A 17,078-nucleotide genomic window follows, 5' to 3' on the forward strand; every position below is an offset into this window, starting at 1 on the left:
ACCGGGTTGCCGCTGACAAGCTGGAGCGAAATCTCCAGCCGAATGCTCTCCGGGATTCGTACACCATCGAAGCGACCAGCAGAAGCAGGGCGGAACGACGATGTGAAAGCGTGAAGAGACGCTGAGGTGTTACAGCAATTCCCGGTAGATGTCATCGTGTGCCGATTCATGTAGCAATCACTTATTTCAAGACTTATGCCTATCCGTAAAGCTGTTGAATCCGATTTTGTTGCCATGTGGCCGATCTTTCATGCGGTCATTATGACTGGCACAACCTATGTTTTCGGACCGGAGACCAGCAGGCAAACGGCGTTCGATTACTGGTTTGCCAACGGAGTGACGTCGTATCTCGCTGAAGAACAGGGGCGTATTGTTGGCATGTACAAGCTGGTCGCAAATCAGAGGGATCGGGGGGCACATGTGGCGAACGCTTCGTTCATGGTGGACCCAGCCTATAGCGGACGTGGCTTGGGGACGGCGATGGGGGAGCATTGTCTTGCCGAGGCGAAGAAGGCAGGGTTCAAAGCGATGCAGTTTAATTTTGTGGTCAGCACCAACGAGCGAGCGGTGGGGTTGTGGAAGAAGTTGGGGTTTGCTGTGGTCGGGACTTTGCCTGAGGCGTTTTTGCATCAGGAATTGGGGTATGTGGATGCCTATGTGATGTATCGGAAGCTGGATTCATAGTAGAGGACTGGACCGGGCAAGCTGTCGGGTGACACGAAAAGTGAAAACACGGTCTTTGATTTCACTATGTTTTTTCACATTCCTTGGCAAGTATTGCGTTCGCATTGATGTGGTTGCTGAAAATACGCCAAGCATGTGCTGTAGATAATGAAAAATCTGACGCCCGCGCTCACCGGCGGACCGAGTAACGCGAGGCCCGTCCGAGTGCAGCGCGTTGTTAGGCGACATGACGCATCTCCGAGTCAGCGCGCGCGCCGGTAGTGCATGGCGACCGCGCCGCTGCGGAGCGGCTTCGCCGAGATCAGCTCGAGCCGTCGCGTGCTGGGCAGCCCGCTCTCGTACAGGGTCGGGCCGTGGCCGGCGATCCTGGGGTGGACGAGCAATTTGTACTCGTCGATCAGATCCAGCCGGTCCAGCTCGGTCGCGAGCTTGCCGCTACCGAGAAGCACGCCGTCCGGGGTCGAGTCCTTGAGCTTCTGTACGCCCGTGCGCAGGTCGCCGGCGATGTGGTGGCTGTTGGTCCACGGGAAGTCCTTTCGCGTCGAGGACACCACGTACTTCGGCTTGGCCTCCAGCTTGACCGCCCACTCGCGCAACGCCGGCGGTGCCTCCGCGTCGCCGCGGGCGACCGCTGGCCAGTAGCTCTCCATCATCTCGTAGGTGACGCGGCCCCACAGCATCGCCCCGCCCTCGTCCATGAGGCGGGTGAAGAAGGCGTGTGTCTCGTCGTCGGCGATTCCTTCCTGGTGGTCGACGCAGCCGTCCAGGGTAACGTTGATACTGAAGGTCAAGAGTCCCATGGTGTCCTCCGTTCGAGATACATGTGTTAGGAGTTTGCATTAAAAACTGCCTCCACTTTTTCTGTCTGCCCTGACGCTAACCAAGCCCATAACTCAGTCGCTTGACCTTCGCTGACCACCTTGATTTTTCGCGGTGCACAAGCCTCAACTTCGTAATCTTGATCTTCCCATACTTCGAGCGTTGCATGCCCTGTCCGGTCGATCTCCAGCACATACATGGGCCCGTTATCGTATCCATAGCGAAGATGAGCTGACCCGTGCTCAATATAATCTGCCGTCGTCATTCCTGGCAGGTTCTCATTGAACAGCTCATAACCTGCCTTCTTGCAGTCAGAGTCCGATGGTGACCCAACTTCTTCACCGTATCGGCGGCGTAGATATGACCAAGGTTTGCTCATCAATGATTCCTAATGCCAAGGTAACCAGGTCACCGCGGGCGAATCTGTGTTCACTGTCGTGTTATGCATAGCGTGTATTCTCATCCAATACCTCTATCACTTCCCGGCTTGATAAATAAAAGATGGTCACATTCACGACTACGGCACTTCCTCGCCAATTCAGAAAGCTTAGCGAGGTTATGCAAGTAACGGTCATGGCACTCTCTTGAAATCTCGTAGTATTCCTCATAATCAGCAAGCCTATTGCTCACGGGTATAGAGAGATAAAAGCGCCCGCTGTCTAGCTCCTGGCCAACGGAAAATCGCTCCAACGAATTAACGTGGGTGTCCTGGAATCTCATCTTGATGCCTAACGAGAATGTGCAAAAAGCCGAATTTCAAGCGATACGCTGCCCGTCCTACGTACAGTCATGATTTCAGTTTTCTGCATTGTTTTAGATAATCAAAGTGTCGGCCATATGGCTAAGAATGGCAAGAACAGAGCCTTGTTGCCATTCTTTTTACCTCGCATATCCATGATGCGCCAGCTTTTCAATATTGTGCACCATGCAGTTCAGCTTCCACTGCGTATCTACCTTGTGCTGACCGCGTAATGTGAAGCGGTCCAGCCGCTTGTTGTAGCGCAGGTTGCCAAACACTGGCTCGACGGTGGCAATCCGCCTTCCGTATAAAGCTCGGCCTTCCAGTGTGTCGATTTTCTGCTTCATCGACTCGGTATACTTCAATGGTGAAACCTGATTCTTTCTGAAGAAGGCAACCTGTCTGGTTTCGGTGGTATCCGGTTTGCGCAGGCATTGTTGACGCAAACTGCACGGCATGCAAACGCTCTTGGCGCCGGTGAATTTACGGTAGGTTCTGCCGTTGGCGGTGTTGTTGACCCCGTTGCTATACAGCTTCTTGCCAGCCGGGCAAATGCACGTATTGCTGACAGGGTCATAGTGGAAGTCGAGCGGCTTAAATTTTCCACTGCCCGCCGATTTAAGAGCCGGCTTCTTGTTATACAGCGGATCTGGCTTGCTTTTGTGCTTTGCTTGTTCTTTGAACCGCTCATCCCGCCTACGCATCTGTGAATCGGCAATCAATGCCGCAATCCGCTTGTCATGCAATTGCTCCAGATTGGCTTCACTGTGATAGCCAGCGTCAGCAGTCATTACTGTGCGTTTGCTCGCAAATGGCCGGGCATGTTCAATCATCGGCAACAGCAGGCTTTGCTCCGACCCCGAGCCGTGCGCTTGCGCCGCCACGATGATCTGACATTCTGCATCGACGGTAGCCGCTCCGGTATAGCCTTGTATCACACTTTTACCGGTGGCCATCTTCGCACTGTCATTGTCGGTAACGTTGCTTTTGCGCTCAGGGCCCTTGCCGGAGGCATCGCCGGTACGTTTAGGATGAGCGCATAGAAACTCACGGATCGACTGCGCTTCTATTTGTAATGCATGAATGCGATCCTGTTCTGCTTTCCGCTGCGCGTGTATTTGGTTCTTCTCGCTCTGCTTGTCCAGACTGCGATGCGTCTTGAGCATTTGCCGGACTCGGCGCTCAATCGCATCAGCTTGGTGAGCCAGTTCGGCGTGTGTGCCGCTACGCGCCTTGCGGGCATTGCTTGGCAATTTAACGCCATCAATGGCAAACACGTCGCGGCCGATTAACCCTTGGCGGTCACAGATAAGAATGACTTCGGTGAAGATGTCCGATATCTGGTCAGCAAGATGACGGATGAAGGATGCGATGGTGGTATAGGCCGATTGCGTGTCGCCAGAGATAGCCATGAACAAGACATTCTCGCGACACACCCGTTCAATGGCGCGGCTGCTAATGATGCCGCGCGAGTAGGCGAGCAATACGATCTTAAGCATGACGGCGGGGTCGTATGCCGGCGCTCGGGTGTCGTCGTTAATATATCTGGCAACGAGTGGCGTAAGGCCAAACTCGGTATCGATCAGTACATGCAGCACATGTTCGAATGTGCCTGGTTGGATCTGCTGTTCGAGGACTACGGGAAGAAAGCGCGGGTTCATGTCGACTGGTTTGAAGCGTGCCATCGTAGCTCCTTCATCGCAGATATCACTTACTCAGACAGCGCAGACGCCAATTCGTTTACACCTTTTTGCACAGCCTCAACGCCGAGCTAACAGGTACCCAGTACAAGCCGGGAAGCGGCTATCCTTTTGCTGGGCGTCCGGGTTGAGTAACGAGTTAGGCATCACGTTTCTGCTCCTCCAACAAACGGCCCAATTCTTGAAGCTGAGCCATCGGAAAAGGATGTTCTGACCATTTATCCTCGTACCCTTGAGCACTTAGCTCATTCAAAATTTTTTGTGCTGCGACATGTACTGCGTCGGCGAAGGTATCTGGTAGACACCGAGTATGAAATAGAAGCCTACCTTCATCATCGAGCTTGCCACTCCACAGCTCATTGAACTCCAAGATTTGAAGGTCGATTTCATTGATGCGCGACGTCGTTATTACCCATCGATACTCACCCGGCTCTTCATCGAAACCAAAGGCAACCCTATTGAAACCGGATATTACAGCGGTAGCTGCAAGCACAAGATTCCGTAGCGCGTCGGATAGGTATGAAGCAGTGACAACGCAGCTCGCTTCTTCATCAGAAAGCTCGCATTCTGCCCAGCCTGTCCCAGTCAATCGATAATCTATTTTGAGCCGCATATGATGTTTAACTGTTGTACTTATACGGACAGCGAACGTCCGGTATGCACGGACATGTTACGCGCCCAAGTTATTGTTTTGAAAAAGGATGTTCAACATATCCCAAATTATACGGACACGTCTTACATGGACAGCAGCACAGGTCTCAAAATGACTACCTGGTGTTGAATTGCTGAGTACGGAAAACGAGAATTTTCAGGTCCTGTGGCAGTATTTTTTCACTTACTTGGCACATTTTTCATTTTCCTTGGCATTCGACAAAAGCACTATGCTGCCTTAAACAAATCAATCGTTGTTTATATGAACGGCCTGATACGATATGCAGGACAAACCTTACAGCTATCGCCGCTTGAACAGGTAGGGGCTGAGCGCCCTGGCTGACATGGAAACCACGTCACCTGGCTTCAGTGTGACAGCTTCGTCCTCGGAGGCGATGACTTCGAGCATGTCCTGCCCAACCAGCAGGGTGACGATATGGATCACCTCTTCGCGGCGAACCGCGAGGACTTGTGCCTGCAGATTCAGTCGCCCAGAAAGACGATGCTGAAGAAACACCTCGGCCGGTGTACCGGATGCAACGACGTTTCCGGCTTCCAGCTTCAGCACGTGTTGCGACAGCTTGAACACTTCGCCGATGTCATGGCTGACAAGCAGGGTAGTCAATCCCAAGCGCTGATGCAGGTTCGCCAGTTCATCCTGCATTTCGGCGCGCAACGCCAGATCGAGCGCGGATAGTGGTTCATCCAGCAGCAGCAAGCTGGGCTTACGTGCGACTGCACGCGCCAGCGCCACGCGCTGCTTCTGCCCGCCTGACAGGCTGACGGGCTTGCGGCCGGCCAGTTCCGAAAGCTCTGTGAGTTCGAGCAGTTCATCGACCCAGCCTGTATCGCGTTTGTCGATGGCATAGCCGATGTTCTCGCGCACGCTCAGGTTAGGAAACAGTGCGTAGTCCTGGAATACGAAACCGATCGAACGCTTCTGTGGCGGCAGGTTGATTCCGCTGGTACTGTCAAACCACACAGTGCCATTGACTACGATCCGACCGCATTGCGGCTGCATCAATCCGGCGATCATCCGCAAGATGCTGGTCTTGCCGGCGCCCGACGGCCCGAACAAAGTGACGAAGCTTCCCGCAGCAATCCGCGTATCAACGGCCAGCGGCATGCTGCCGCCGGCGCCATGCAGTAAATGACGAAGCGAAATCTCCAGCAATCAGCCTCCTGTCCGCAGCAATTTCTTGTTCACGATATAGACAGTCAGCAGAATGCTGAAGCTCACCACGAACAGCACCAGCGCATAAAAATGCGCCGCCGCGTAATTAAGACTTTCGACCTCGTCATAAATCGCGATCGACGCAACCTTGGTTACACCCGGAATATTCCCGCCTATCATCAGGATCACGCCGAATTCGCCGACGGTATGCGCGAAGCTCAACACCACGCCCGTCAACAGTGCGGGCTTGATGTTGGGTAACAGCACCCGAAATAAGGTACTCGTGTCTGATTTGCCCAAGGTGCGGGATGCTTCCAGCAATGACGGCGACAGTCCCTGCAGGCCTGCCTGGACCGGATGCACCATGAAGGGGAGGCTGAAGATGATGGAGCCAACCACTAGTCCGGCGAAGCTGAACACCAGGCGGACATGGAACCATTGCTCCAGCCACTGCCCGAACGCATTTTGCGGACTGAACGCCAGCAAAAGATAGAAACCAAGCACCGATGGCGGCAATACCAAGGGCATGCTGACCAGTGTTTCGATCACCGGTTTGAAACGCGTTGGCGTGGTCGCAATCCAGTAGGCGAGCGGGACGCCAATCAGCAACAGGAACAATGTCGTCAGCGCGGCAAGCCGGAACGTCAGCAGCAAAGGTTGCCAGTCATAGCTCATCATCATGGCGCCGGCACCACCGTCATTTCATTGGCCTTGATCAGTGCCTCGACCGACACGCCCGGCGCAATCGCCAAGGCCTGCGCCGACCGTGTCGTAATCACCGAAGCAATACGGTATCCCTGAAAGTCCATCATCACCCTGCTCATCAGGCGACCATGTTCGATGCTCGTCACCGTGCACGCAATGCGGTTGCGCAAGCTGATCTGGCCCATCAGATTTTTGGCCAGCGACACCTCCACTTCTTTGAACAAAAGCGTCACATCCATGCCCGGCTCCCATGCCGCTACTTCTTCGCCTGCACCGATCAACATGGCCGTGAAACGCTGCCCGGCGACGATTGCATCCACCAGCGCGATGCTGCCATGACTATCAATGGTGACGATCTGGCCGGGAAGCTGATTCATGGCAGAAGATATCCATAGCGCTGCAGAATGCTGCGCGCCGTGCCTGACAGGACGAAATCATGGAATTGCTGCGCCAGCTGGCTATTGGTTCGCTGACCGTGCCGGAGAACCACGATGCCTTGTGCGATCGGCTGATAGGCTTCTTTGGGGAGCTCCACCCATTTCCCCTGGTTTTTCATTTCGGGAGAAACCACGACCGACTTGGCGGTAAAACCGGCTTCCGTCACGCTCGAATGAATGTACTGATTTGTTTGCGCAATGCTTTCACCAAATACCATCTTGTTCTTCAAGGACTCGTCTAGCTTGAAGTAGGCGAGCGCCTTGATGGTCTCTCGGCCATACGGCGCGGTCTTGGGATTGGCGACGGCAATCTTGCGCACCGCCGGTCCTGTCAATGCCGTTTGCCAGCGGCTGAGGTCGAGATCCTTCATCGTCCATAACACCAGCGCACCATAGGCATAGACCTTGGGTGCAGCAGTGGCGTGACCTTCGCTGTAAAGTTTTTCGGGATACTCCATGTCGGCGGACAGGAAGACATCGAAGGGCGCGCCGCTGGCGATCTGTGAAAAGAATTTTCCTGATGAATTGAAGACCGGTTTGATGTCGTGGCCAGTTTCCTTCTTGAATGCGGCCTGCAGGTCGTCAAACGCATACCGCACATTTGCCGCGACGGCAACGGTCAAGGTATCGGCATGCGCACCGGACATGAACAAGATCAGCCCAAGCAATGGAATGAAGAAGCGATGCATGCAGAAAAACGCCGTCCGTGAAAAATAATGTGAACTGCCATTGTGCGGAGTCGGCTGGCACGGAAGATGTCTCCAGGCACTGTGGCAACTATATCGATGCGCTGATATTGTAATCCGGCGTGCGCATATCCATTCAGCTCAAGTGTGGCTGCCAGAATCCTGGATTGCCCTCTGCCGCTTTGGGGCTGCGACGCCCCTTGGCGTTGATAGTATTCGCAACAGATATGTGCATCGGCACCGTTATTAGCAATAAGAATCCGATTCGTGCTTATAAGAAAAGCGGGCAGTCAGCGGATAAGCGGCTACATCAGGATGATGTCGTACTGCTCCTGATGGTAGACATTTTCAACCTGTAAGGAAATCGGTTTGCCGATAAAGTCGCCCAGCATGGCGAGGTGCGGAGACTCTTCTTCAAGGAACATGTCGACCACTACCTGCGACGCTAGGATACGGAATTCCCGGGGGTTGAATTGTTTCGCTTCGCGCAGTAACTCGCGCAGAATTTCATAGCAGACGGTACGTGCGGTTTTTACCTGGCCCTTGCCTGAACAGGCGGGGCATACTTCACACAAAATATGCGCCAGCGATTCGCGCGTACGTTTGCGGGTCATCTCCACCAGACCGAGCGCGGAAAAGCCGGATACCGACACCTTGGTCCGGTCGCGCGACAGCGCCTTGTTCAGCTCGGCGAGCACCGCATTGCGGTGCTCGACATTTTCCATATCAATGAAATCGAGAATGATGATACCGCCGAGATTACGCAACCGCAGCTGGCGCGCAATGGCATGTGCCGCTTCCAGATTGGTCTTGAAGATCGTATCGTCAAAATTGCGGCCGTTGACATAGCTGCCGGTATTGACGTCGATCGTCGTCATCGCCTCGGTCTGGTCGACGATCAGGTAGCCGCCCGACTTGAGGTCGACGCGGCGACCAAGCGCGCGCTGGATTTCTTCCTCGACGCCATACAAGTCAAACAGCGGCCGCTCGCCCGTGTAATGCACGAGCTTCGACAGGACCGAAGGCGTGTAGGTATTGCCGAACTGCTGCAGCATCTGAAAATTTTCGCGCGAGTCGATCTGAATCGTCAATGTTTCATCATTGACGAAATCGCGCAGTACGCGCTGGGCGAGGTTCAGGTCCTGGTAAAGCAGGTTGGGCGCGGGCCTTGTCTTGGCCTGTTGCGTGATGGTCGCCCAGGTCTTGCGCAGGTAGTCGACGTCCATCTGCAGATCGGTTTCCGATGCATCCTCCGCCATCGTGCGAATGATAAAACCACCTTTTTCTTCCGATGGCAGCAGCTTCTGCACCCGGCTCTTCAGCATCTCGCGCTCGGCTTCATTTTCAATGCGCTGAGAGATACCGATATGCGAATCCTGCGGCAGGTAGACCAGCATGCGGCCTGCGATCGAGATTTGCGTCGACAGACGAGCACCCTTGGTGCCTATCGGGTCCTTGATGACCTGCACCATGATGGCCTGGCCATCGTATAAAAGCTTTTCGATGGGGGTGGCCGGCGTGTTGGAATTGTCATGCGGGCGGGCTTCCCAGATATCGGCCACATGCAGGAAAGCGGCGCGTTCGAGACCGATATCGATGAATGCCGATTGCATGCCGGGCAGGACGCGCACGACCTTGCCGAGATAAATATTGCCAGCCATGCCGCGCGACAGCGTGCGCTCGATGTGGAGTTCCTGCACCGCCCCCTGAAGAATCAATGCGACCCGGGTTTCCTGGGGGGTGATATTGATGAGGATGTCTTCGCTCATGAGCCTGTCGGGTGATGTTAAGTTGCAAGCGAACCATGTCCACCGGCACGGCACCTTTGACCGGCGTCGCGCTGAAGCAAAGATGGTTCATTCTTATGGGTTCATTCCAAAATATGCGGCGGCGCGTGTGTTTCTCTAGTCAAATTCGACACTCAATCTTGACACGTGCGCCCGGAAACTACATCCACACATTTTGGAATGAACGCATCATTCACCCGTTTAGCTGACAGAGCCCAGTACCGGGATCCCTGCCTGATTCAATAATTTTGCCGTTTCATGCAACGGCAGGCCCATGATGCCTGTGTAGCTGCCGGCAATATGCTCGATAAACACCGAGGCGAGTCCCTGGATACCGTATCCACCGGCCTTGTCATAAGGTTCCGACGTTGCACAGTAGGCGCGCATCATTTCTTCGCTCAGCGTAGCGATGCGGACATCCGAGACTTGCAGGGTCTGCCAGGTTTCATCGTCACGATGCAGCGCAACACTTGTCAGCACCTGATGCGTACGGCCGGACAGAGCGCGTAACATATCCATCGCTTCGACCTGATCGGCAGGCTTGCCGAGAATGCGACCGTCGATGACAACCGTGGTGTCGGCGGACATCACCGGACGCGCGGGCAGACGGCGCATCATCATCATTTTGCTCGCGAATTCGGCCTTCTCGCGAGTGACTCGGACAACATAGTCTTCGGCCTTTTCGCCCGACAGGACTTCTTCACTGACTTCCGGGCCGCGCGGTGCTGCGTCGCGGAGCAGGAGCAATTCAAATTCGACGCCGATCTGGCGCAACAATTCGCGACGTCGGGGGCTTTTGGATGCAAGGTAAATCTTGTTATCTGCCGGTTTCATGAGACCAAATTCTTTAAACGCGGTGGTACGGATGATTTTGTGTGATGGACCAGGCCCGGTAAAGCTGTTCGGCGAGCAACACGCGTACCATTCCATGCGGAAGCGTCAGGCTGGAAATTCTGACCAGCATGTCGGCCGAAGCCTTCAGGCCGGCGTCCAGACCATCTGCGCCCCCTATCAGAAATGTAACATCACGGCCGTCTTGTTGCCACTCCGTCAGAAAGCGGGACAGTTGCATGGTTGTTATGTCCTTGCCCCGCTCGTCAAGCGCGATGATGCGCGAGCCCTTCGGAATCGCCGCTTCAATCTTGACGCGTTCCAGCGCCATGACGGTTTCCGCAGTCTTGCTCCCTGAGCGCTCGACGGGTTTGATTTCCTTGAGCTGGATGCGGCATTCCGGCGGCATCCTTTTCGCGTACTCACCAAAGCCGTCCTCGATCCAGCCGGGCATTTTATGCCCAACCGCGGCAATTACAAGCTGCATGACGGCTTATTCAGCGGTTTTCCGTGCCGGACGTTTGGCTGCGGTTTTGGCTGCCGTCTTGCGCGGTGCGGCGGTCTTGCCGGCAGCGACCTTGACGGTCTTGCCCACAGGGGCCTTTGGCTTCTTGGCTGCCGTGGTTTTGGCTGCGGTTTTTTTCACGGCCGTTTTGCGCGCCGGCTTCTTCTCTTCGTCGTCAACCGTGGTCTGGCTTGCGGCGAGGTGGCGCGAGCGCTTCTTCGGTGCTTCTTCTTCCATATCCTCGGATGCGGTGCGCTTGGAAACACGCTTGGCCGCGCCGAACTTGACTTCCTTGTCGCCCCAGATTTCCTCGAGACGATAGTATTCGCGGATGGCCGGCTGCATGATATGCACAATCATGTCGCCGAGATCAACCAATACCCATTCCCCGGTGTCTTCACCTTCGATGCTGACGATACTGCCGCCTTTTTCCTTCACCTTGTCGCGTACCGAGGCGGCCAGCGCCTTGGTCTGGCGGTTGGAGGTGCCGGACGCGATCGCCAGTCGGTCGAACATGCTGGTCAGATGGACAGTGTCGTAAATGCGGATGTCCTGGGCCTTGACGTCCTCAAGCGCGTCGATCACGGTGGATTGGAGTTTTTTGATGTCCATTAGCTTTTATAGAGATGATGTTGTTGGATATAGTCTAGCACCCCGCCCGGAACGAGCGTGGTGACGGGTTCGTCGTGTTGAAGCGCGGCACGTATTTGCGTAGCCGAAATATCGATCGCCAGGTTGGTGCCCAGCAGCGCCAAGCCATGCGGCGTCGTGCGAATCTGTTCTGCGGTTGCCCCGCGCCGGGAAAACTCACGGGCTACTTCGGGCGGCAGGACAGCGACATCGAAACCGGGGCGCGACGCCGCGCAAATATGCGCATGGTCGAACAGTGCCTGCCAGTCCTTCCAGGTATGTAGCTGCAGCAGCTGGTCGCCGCCGATCAGAAATGCCAGTGATACTTCCGGACCAAGCTGCGAACGCATGGCCCGCAAGGTATCGATGGTGTACGAGGCATCATTGCGGTGAATCTCTTGCTCGTCGATGACCACCGTTACCGCAGTGCGCTCGAACGCCAGCCGCAGCATGGCGATGCGCTGCTGTGCACTGGCCTTGAGCGGCGGTTTTTGCCAGGGATTGCCCGCCGGAAGAAGTCGCAGCTCATCCGGCGCCAGCAGGGTGACGAAGTAATTCCCCAGCGCGACATGGCCGTTATGGACGGGATCAAAGCTCCCACCGAGCAAGGCGATGGAGCGGGTCACACCCATTCGCGGTGCACCAGGAAATCGGAATATAGCCGGGCTTCCGCGCTGCCGGGTTCCGGTGTCCAGTCATAACGCCATTTCACGACCGGCGGCATGGACATCAGGATCGATTCGGTCCGACCGCCGGACTGCAGCCCGAACAGTGTGCCGCGATCATAGACCAGGTTGAATTCAACATAGCGCCCACGCCGGTAGGCCTGGAAATCGCGTTCGCGTTCGCCATAAGGCATATCCTTGCGTTTGTTCAGGATGGGCACATAGGCATCGATAAAGCGGTCGCCTACGCTTTTGATCATGGCAAAGCTTTGTTCCAGCCCGAGTTCGTGGAAATCATCGAAAAAGATGCCGCCCACGCCGCGTGCTTCCTTGCGGTGCTTGAGATAAAAGTAGTCGTCACACCATTTCTTGAAGCGCGGATGCAGATCGTCGCCGAACGGTGCCAGCGCATCATGGCAAGCCTGGTGAAAATGCTTCGCATCTTCTTCAAAGCCGTAATACGGTGTCAGATCCATGCCGCCGCCGAACCACCATACCGGTTCCTTGCCTTCGGCGCTGGCGATAAAGAAACGTACATTCATGTGAACGGTCGGCGCATACGGATTGCGCGGATGCAGCACCAGCGACACACCCATCGCTTCCCATGCACGGCCAGCCAGTTCAGGGCGATTCGCCGCCGCACTGGGAGGCAACGTGGTACCGCTCACATGCGAAAAGCCAACGCCGCCACGTTCGAGCACATGACCTTCCTCGAGGATGCGCGAAATGCCGCCGCCCGCGATCGGGCCTTCGCCATGCGGGCGCTGCCATTGGTCGAAGAGGAAGCTTTTGCCGTCGACCTGCTCGATCGCCGCAACGATTCTGGCTTGCAAATCCAGCAGGTAAGTCTTGACGTCAGTGGAAGTAATAGTGGTCACGATATTATTATGGAGTGTCCTGTTTATCGCCGGGTCGCGGCGCGCAAGCTGAGAATGTGGATGGTTTGGCGCACAGCACCGTTGCGAATGCCATCTTGCCGCCTGTTTGCATGCCAGGGCCAGGGCAACACCCAGGCCATCCGGGACGATACGCAATTCCCGGGAAACTCATGATGCTTCCGACCGGTTTGGCCGGATTATTCATTGCTGATTCGTTACGATGATGCAGTGCTGCGGTGTGACGTTGGCCGGTCAGGAAACATTCATCAGACCGGCCGGACGCGATGTTTATCCGTGCCGCTTCAGTGCGCGCCAGCCGATATCACGACGGAATTGCGCCCCGTCAAAATGGATCTGGTCCACGACGTCGTATGCATTCTTTTGCGCCATGCGCACATTGTCGCCAAGACCGACTACGCACAGCACACGGCCGCCCGAAGTCATCAGCTTGCCGTCCGCTATCGTTGTTCCGGCATGGAAGGTCACGCATTCCGGATTTTCCGCCGGGATGCCCGAAATCACGTCACCTTTGCGCGGCGCATCCGGATAACCGGCCGCGGCCATCACGACGCCGAGTGCTGTGCGACGATCCCACTCCAGTTCGATCTGGTCCAGTGTACCGTTGACCGCATGTTCCATCACGCTCACCAGATCAGTCTTGAGACGCGCCATGATCGGCTGGGTTTCGGGATCGCCCATGCGGCAATTGAATTCCAGCGTTCTCGGGTTGCCCTTGGCATCGATCATCAGGCCTGCGTACAGGAAGCCGGTGAACGGAATACCGTCCTTGCTCATGCCCAGCACAGTCGGGTTGATGATCTCGCGCATGATGCGCGCGTGCAGCGAAGGCGTCACGATCGGCGCGGGCGAATACGCACCCATGCCGCCGGTATTCGGACCTTCATCATTGTCCTTCAGGCGCTTGTGGTCCTGGCTGGTCGCCAGCGGCAGCACATGCTTGCCGTCAACCATGACGATGAAGCTGGCCTCTTCGCCGGCAAGGAATTCCTCGATCACAACGCGTGCGCCCGCATCCCCCAGCTTGTTGTCGGACAGCATCATGTCGACAGCGGCATGCGCTTCATCGATTGTCATGGCAACGACCACGCCTTTGCCGGCCGCCAGTCCATCCGCCTTGATGACGATTGGTGCACCCTTTTGCAGGATGTACTTGCGCGCGGCCTGCGGATCGGAAAACGTCTGATAATCGGCGGTCGGAATACGGTGACGCTTCATGAAGGCCTTGGCGAAGTCCTTCGAGCTTTCGAGTTGTGCCGCTTCTTTGGTCGGGCCGAAAATCTTCAGGCCTTGCTCGCGGAAGATATTGACAATGCCAGCCGCCAGCGGGACTTCGGGGCCCACCACGGTTAGCGCGATGTTTTCCTTGATCGCAAACTGCGCGAGCCATGCCGGATCGGTGATGTCGACGTTTTGCAGGCGCGGGTCGAGCGAAGTGCCGCCATTGCCCGGCGCGACATACACCATTTGAATCCGCTCGGATTGCGCGAGCTTCCAAGCCAAGGCATGTTCGCGGCCGCCTGAACCGACTACCAGAATTTTCATGAGAATCTACTTGCGTTATGGAATATTGCTTGTTGCAGACGCTGACGTCTGCAGGACGGAGCAGGCATCACCTGTGCCGTCAATTGATCGTTTGTTGCAATAAGGAAATGAAAACCTCATTCCTCGATGACGGCGTTGGTATAGACCTCCTGCACGTCGTCAAGGTTTTCGAGCGCGTCGAGCAATTTTTGCATCTTGACCGCGTCGTCTCCCGTGAAAACGGTCTCTGTTGACGGTTTCATCAGGATTTCAGCCACTTCTGCTTTAAAACCCGCCTTTTCCAGCGATTCCTTGACCGCAGAAAAATCATGCGGCGGGGTCAGCACTTCAATGCCGCCTTCTTCGTCGGTAACCACGTCCTCGGCGCCGGCTTCCAAGGCCGCTTCCATCAGTGCATCTTCATTCGTGCCCGGCGCGAACAGCAACTGGCCGCAATGCTTGAACAGAAAGGCAACCGAACCCTCGGTCCCCATATTGCCGCCAAACTTGGAGAAAGCGTGACGCACTTCAGCCACCGTGCGGACCCGGTTGTCAGTCATGCAATCAACGATGATCGCTGCGCCGTTGATCCCGTAGCCTTCGTAGCGGATCTCTTCATAATTGACGCCTTCCAGGCCGCCGGTGCCGCGCTGGATTGCGCGGGTCACGTTGTCCTTGGGCATATTGGCGTCGGCTGCCTTGTCCACCGCCAGTCGCAAGCGCGGATTGGCATTCATGTCGCCGCCGCCCAAACGGGCCGCCACGGTGATTTCCTTGATCAAACGTGTCCAGATCTTGCCGCGCTTTGCGTCGGTCGCGGCTTTTTTATGCTTAATATTGGCCCATTTACTATGTCCAGCCATGGCAAATCTTTCTTGGAAATGAACGAGAGAAGGCCGGGCACCCCGTTCCGGCGCATATTTGTCGCCAAAATAACTAAGTGCCAAGCCGAAAAGCAATCTACAATTTTACCATATCGCCCTTCGTGAAATTTGCCTGAAAGACTGACCAAACATGCCTCTCGAACCGCTGCTGATCGCCAAACACCAGGACCTCGAACTCGCGCTCCTCCCTAATCTGGCCAACCGCCATGGCTGTATCACAGGCGCAACTGGAACCGGTAAGACCGTTACCTTGCAGACGCTGGCACAGGCACTGTCAGGCATAGGGGTGCCGGTATTCATGGCCGACGTCAAGGGCGATCTGTCGGGACTAGTCAAACCAGGTTCTGAAACGCCGCGCATCAAGGAAAGGTTCGACCTGCTCGGCATCACCGAACCGGCCTGGGCCGGTTGCCCGGTCACGTTCTGGGATGTATTCGGCGAAAAAGGCCATCCGGTCCGCGCCACCGTTTCCGACCTTGGCCCGTTGCTGCTGTCGCGCATGTTGAACCTGAATGAAGTCCAGCAGGGCGTGTTGCAACTGGTGTTCAAGGTCGCCGATGACCACGGCTTGCTGTTGCTGGATCTGAAAGATTTGCGGGCGATGCTGCAGCATGTGGGCGAAAATGCCGCCGAGATCCAGACTGAGTACGGCAATATTTCCGCAGCCAGCATCGGTGCCATCCAGCGCGGCTTGATTGCCATCGACGAGCAGGGCGGCGACCGCTTTTTCGGCGAACCGATGCTCAACATCGACGATTTCATGCAAACTGATCCGCAGGGCAAGGGCGTGATCAATATCCTGGCGGCGGACAAGCTGCTGAATTCGCCGCGCCTGTACGCGATCTTCCTGCTATGGATGCTAGCGGAACTGTTCGAACACCTGCCCGAAGTCGGTGACCTCGACAAGCCGAAACTCGTTTTCTTCTTCGATGAAGCCCACCTGCTGTTCGACGAAGCGCCCAAGCCCTTGCTGCAAAAAATCGAGCAGGTGGTCCGCCTGATCCGTTCCAAAGGGGTTGGCGTGTACTTTGTCACGCAGAATCCGCTCGACATTCCGGATACCGTGCTCGGCCAGTTGGGTAACCGCGTCCAGCACGCCTTGCGCGCCTACACGCCACGCGATCAGAAAGCGGTGCAGACCGCCGCCGAGACCTTCCGTCCCAATCCCAAGCTCGATACCGCCCAGGTCATTACTGAACTCGGCGTCGGCGAGGCGCTGGTGTCGTTTCTCGATGAAAAGGGCCGGCCGAATATGGTCGAGCGCGCCTACGTCGTACCTCCGGCATCGCAGATCGGGCCGATCACCGACGTCGAGCGCAGCGAATTCATGGCCGATTCCATGGTGGCCGGGGTCTATGAAAAAGTCGTCGACCGCGAATCCGCCTACGAAAAACTGAAAGGCCGTGTGGCCCGTGAAATGCCGGCCAAGGAAGATGTCCAGCCGGCAAAACGCGGTCGCGCAACATCGGGTTCTCCGGCTTCCTCATCCCGTGACGCAGAGCCTGCTTCGCGAGAAGCGGACGGCGGCGCATCGTTTGGCGACTCGGTGCGCGACGCAATGGGCGGGCTGTTCGGCGGCAGCAGCGTGGGACGCCGCAAGGACACCATGGTCGAAGCCATGGTGAAATCCGCGGCGCGCAGCATCGGCTCACAGGTCGGACGGGAAATCATTCGCGGTGTGCTTGGTTCGATCATGAAACGCTGAAGCTGGTGTGCGGCGTGCCGTGCTTTGGTGACGGCACGCTCATGCTTATGCGCAGC

At 56.1% G+C, this 17,078-nt stretch carries 18 protein-coding genes; 2 read left to right on the forward strand and 16 right to left on the reverse strand.

Going from position 1 to position 17,078, the window contains the following annotated elements; translation table 11 throughout:
• The first annotated feature begins 195 nt into the window (after positions 1-195).
• A complete protein-coding gene (locus ASE07_RS02220; protein ID WP_057289169.1) occupies positions 196-684 on the forward strand; it encodes a GNAT family N-acetyltransferase in 489 nt (162 codons plus the stop codon).
• Positions 685-926: 242 nt separating this feature from the next.
• Here ASE07_RS02220 and ASE07_RS02225 read toward each other — a convergent pair whose 3' ends face one another.
• From ASE07_RS02225 to ASE07_RS02300, 16 genes are all read right to left on the reverse strand, one after another.
• Positions 927-1,484 (reverse strand): dihydrofolate reductase family protein, encoded by a 558-nt coding sequence (locus ASE07_RS02225; RefSeq protein ID WP_057289170.1) that lies wholly within the window; start codon positions 1,482-1,484, stop codon positions 927-929.
• Between the two features lie 26 nt (positions 1,485-1,510).
• On the reverse strand, positions 1,511-1,882 hold the full coding sequence (locus tag ASE07_RS02230) for a hypothetical protein (protein WP_057289171.1): 372 nt from the start codon (positions 1,880-1,882) through the stop codon (positions 1,511-1,513).
• 500 nt (positions 1,883-2,382) lie between these two features.
• On the reverse strand, positions 2,383-3,927 hold the full coding sequence (locus tag ASE07_RS02235) for an IS1182 family transposase (RefSeq protein WP_057289172.1): 1,545 nt from the start codon (positions 3,925-3,927) through the stop codon (positions 2,383-2,385).
• Between the two features lie 154 nt (positions 3,928-4,081).
• A complete protein-coding gene (locus tag ASE07_RS02240; protein WP_235548318.1) occupies positions 4,082-4,555 on the reverse strand; it encodes a hypothetical protein in 474 nt (157 codons plus the stop codon).
• A 339-nt stretch (positions 4,556-4,894) separates the two neighbouring features.
• Positions 4,895-5,767, reverse strand: a complete 873-nt coding sequence (locus tag ASE07_RS02245) for an ATP-binding cassette domain-containing protein (RefSeq protein ID WP_057289174.1) — start codon at positions 5,765-5,767, stop codon at positions 4,895-4,897.
• Complete coding sequence (gene modB, locus ASE07_RS02250; RefSeq protein ID WP_235548319.1) at positions 5,768-6,448, reverse strand: molybdate ABC transporter permease subunit; 681 nt, start codon at positions 6,446-6,448, stop codon at positions 5,768-5,770.
• Positions 6,445-6,849, reverse strand: a complete 405-nt coding sequence (locus ASE07_RS02255) for a TOBE domain-containing protein (RefSeq protein ID WP_057289175.1) — start codon at positions 6,847-6,849, stop codon at positions 6,445-6,447. Before ASE07_RS02255 ends, modB begins: the two co-directional genes overlap by 4 nt.
• Positions 6,846-7,598 (reverse strand): molybdate ABC transporter substrate-binding protein, encoded by a 753-nt coding sequence (modA, locus tag ASE07_RS02260; RefSeq protein ID WP_057289176.1) that lies wholly within the window; start codon positions 7,596-7,598, stop codon positions 6,846-6,848. The genes ASE07_RS02255 and modA overlap by 4 nt, the downstream gene beginning before the upstream one ends.
• A 302-nt stretch (positions 7,599-7,900) precedes the next feature.
• Entirely contained in the window at positions 7,901-9,364 is a 1,464-nt protein-coding gene (gene rng / locus ASE07_RS02265; protein WP_057289177.1) for a ribonuclease G, read from the reverse strand.
• Between the two features lie 219 nt (positions 9,365-9,583).
• On the reverse strand, positions 9,584-10,216 hold the full coding sequence (locus ASE07_RS02270; RefSeq protein ID WP_057289178.1) for a Maf family protein: 633 nt from the start codon (positions 10,214-10,216) through the stop codon (positions 9,584-9,586).
• Between the two features lie 13 nt (positions 10,217-10,229).
• Entirely contained in the window at positions 10,230-10,700 is a 471-nt protein-coding gene (gene rlmH, locus ASE07_RS02275; protein WP_057289179.1) for a 23S rRNA (pseudouridine(1915)-N(3))-methyltransferase RlmH, read from the reverse strand.
• Between the two features lie 6 nt (positions 10,701-10,706).
• Entirely contained in the window at positions 10,707-11,330 is a 624-nt protein-coding gene (gene rsfS / locus ASE07_RS02280; protein WP_057289180.1) for a ribosome silencing factor, read from the reverse strand.
• The gene (locus ASE07_RS02285) at positions 11,330-11,980 is read right to left on the reverse strand and encodes a nicotinate-nucleotide adenylyltransferase (protein ID WP_057289181.1); all 651 of its coding nucleotides are present in this window, start codon (positions 11,978-11,980) and stop codon (positions 11,330-11,332) included. The genes rsfS and ASE07_RS02285 overlap by 1 nt, the downstream gene beginning before the upstream one ends.
• Positions 11,971-12,891: an oxygen-dependent coproporphyrinogen oxidase gene (hemF, locus tag ASE07_RS02290; protein ID WP_057289213.1), complete on the reverse strand. Its 921-nt coding sequence runs from the start codon at positions 12,889-12,891 to the stop codon at positions 11,971-11,973. Before hemF ends, ASE07_RS02285 begins: the two co-directional genes overlap by 10 nt.
• A 288-nt stretch (positions 12,892-13,179) precedes the next feature.
• Entirely contained in the window at positions 13,180-14,454 is a 1,275-nt protein-coding gene (purD, locus tag ASE07_RS02295; RefSeq protein ID WP_057289182.1) for a phosphoribosylamine--glycine ligase, read from the reverse strand.
• A gap of 116 nt (positions 14,455-14,570) precedes the next feature.
• Positions 14,571-15,296, reverse strand: coding sequence for a YebC/PmpR family DNA-binding transcriptional regulator (locus tag ASE07_RS02300; RefSeq protein ID WP_057289183.1), 726 nt, complete (start codon positions 15,294-15,296; stop codon positions 14,571-14,573).
• Between the two features lie 151 nt (positions 15,297-15,447).
• Between ASE07_RS02300 and ASE07_RS02305 the strand changes: the two genes are divergently transcribed.
• Entirely contained in the window at positions 15,448-17,022 is a 1,575-nt protein-coding gene (locus ASE07_RS02305; RefSeq protein WP_057289184.1) for a helicase HerA-like C-terminal domain-containing protein, read from the forward strand.
• Positions 17,023-17,078 lie beyond the last annotated feature (56 nt).

Source organism: Noviherbaspirillum sp. Root189, assembly GCF_001428545.1.
Classification (GTDB): domain Bacteria; phylum Pseudomonadota; class Gammaproteobacteria; order Burkholderiales; family Burkholderiaceae_D; genus Noviherbaspirillum.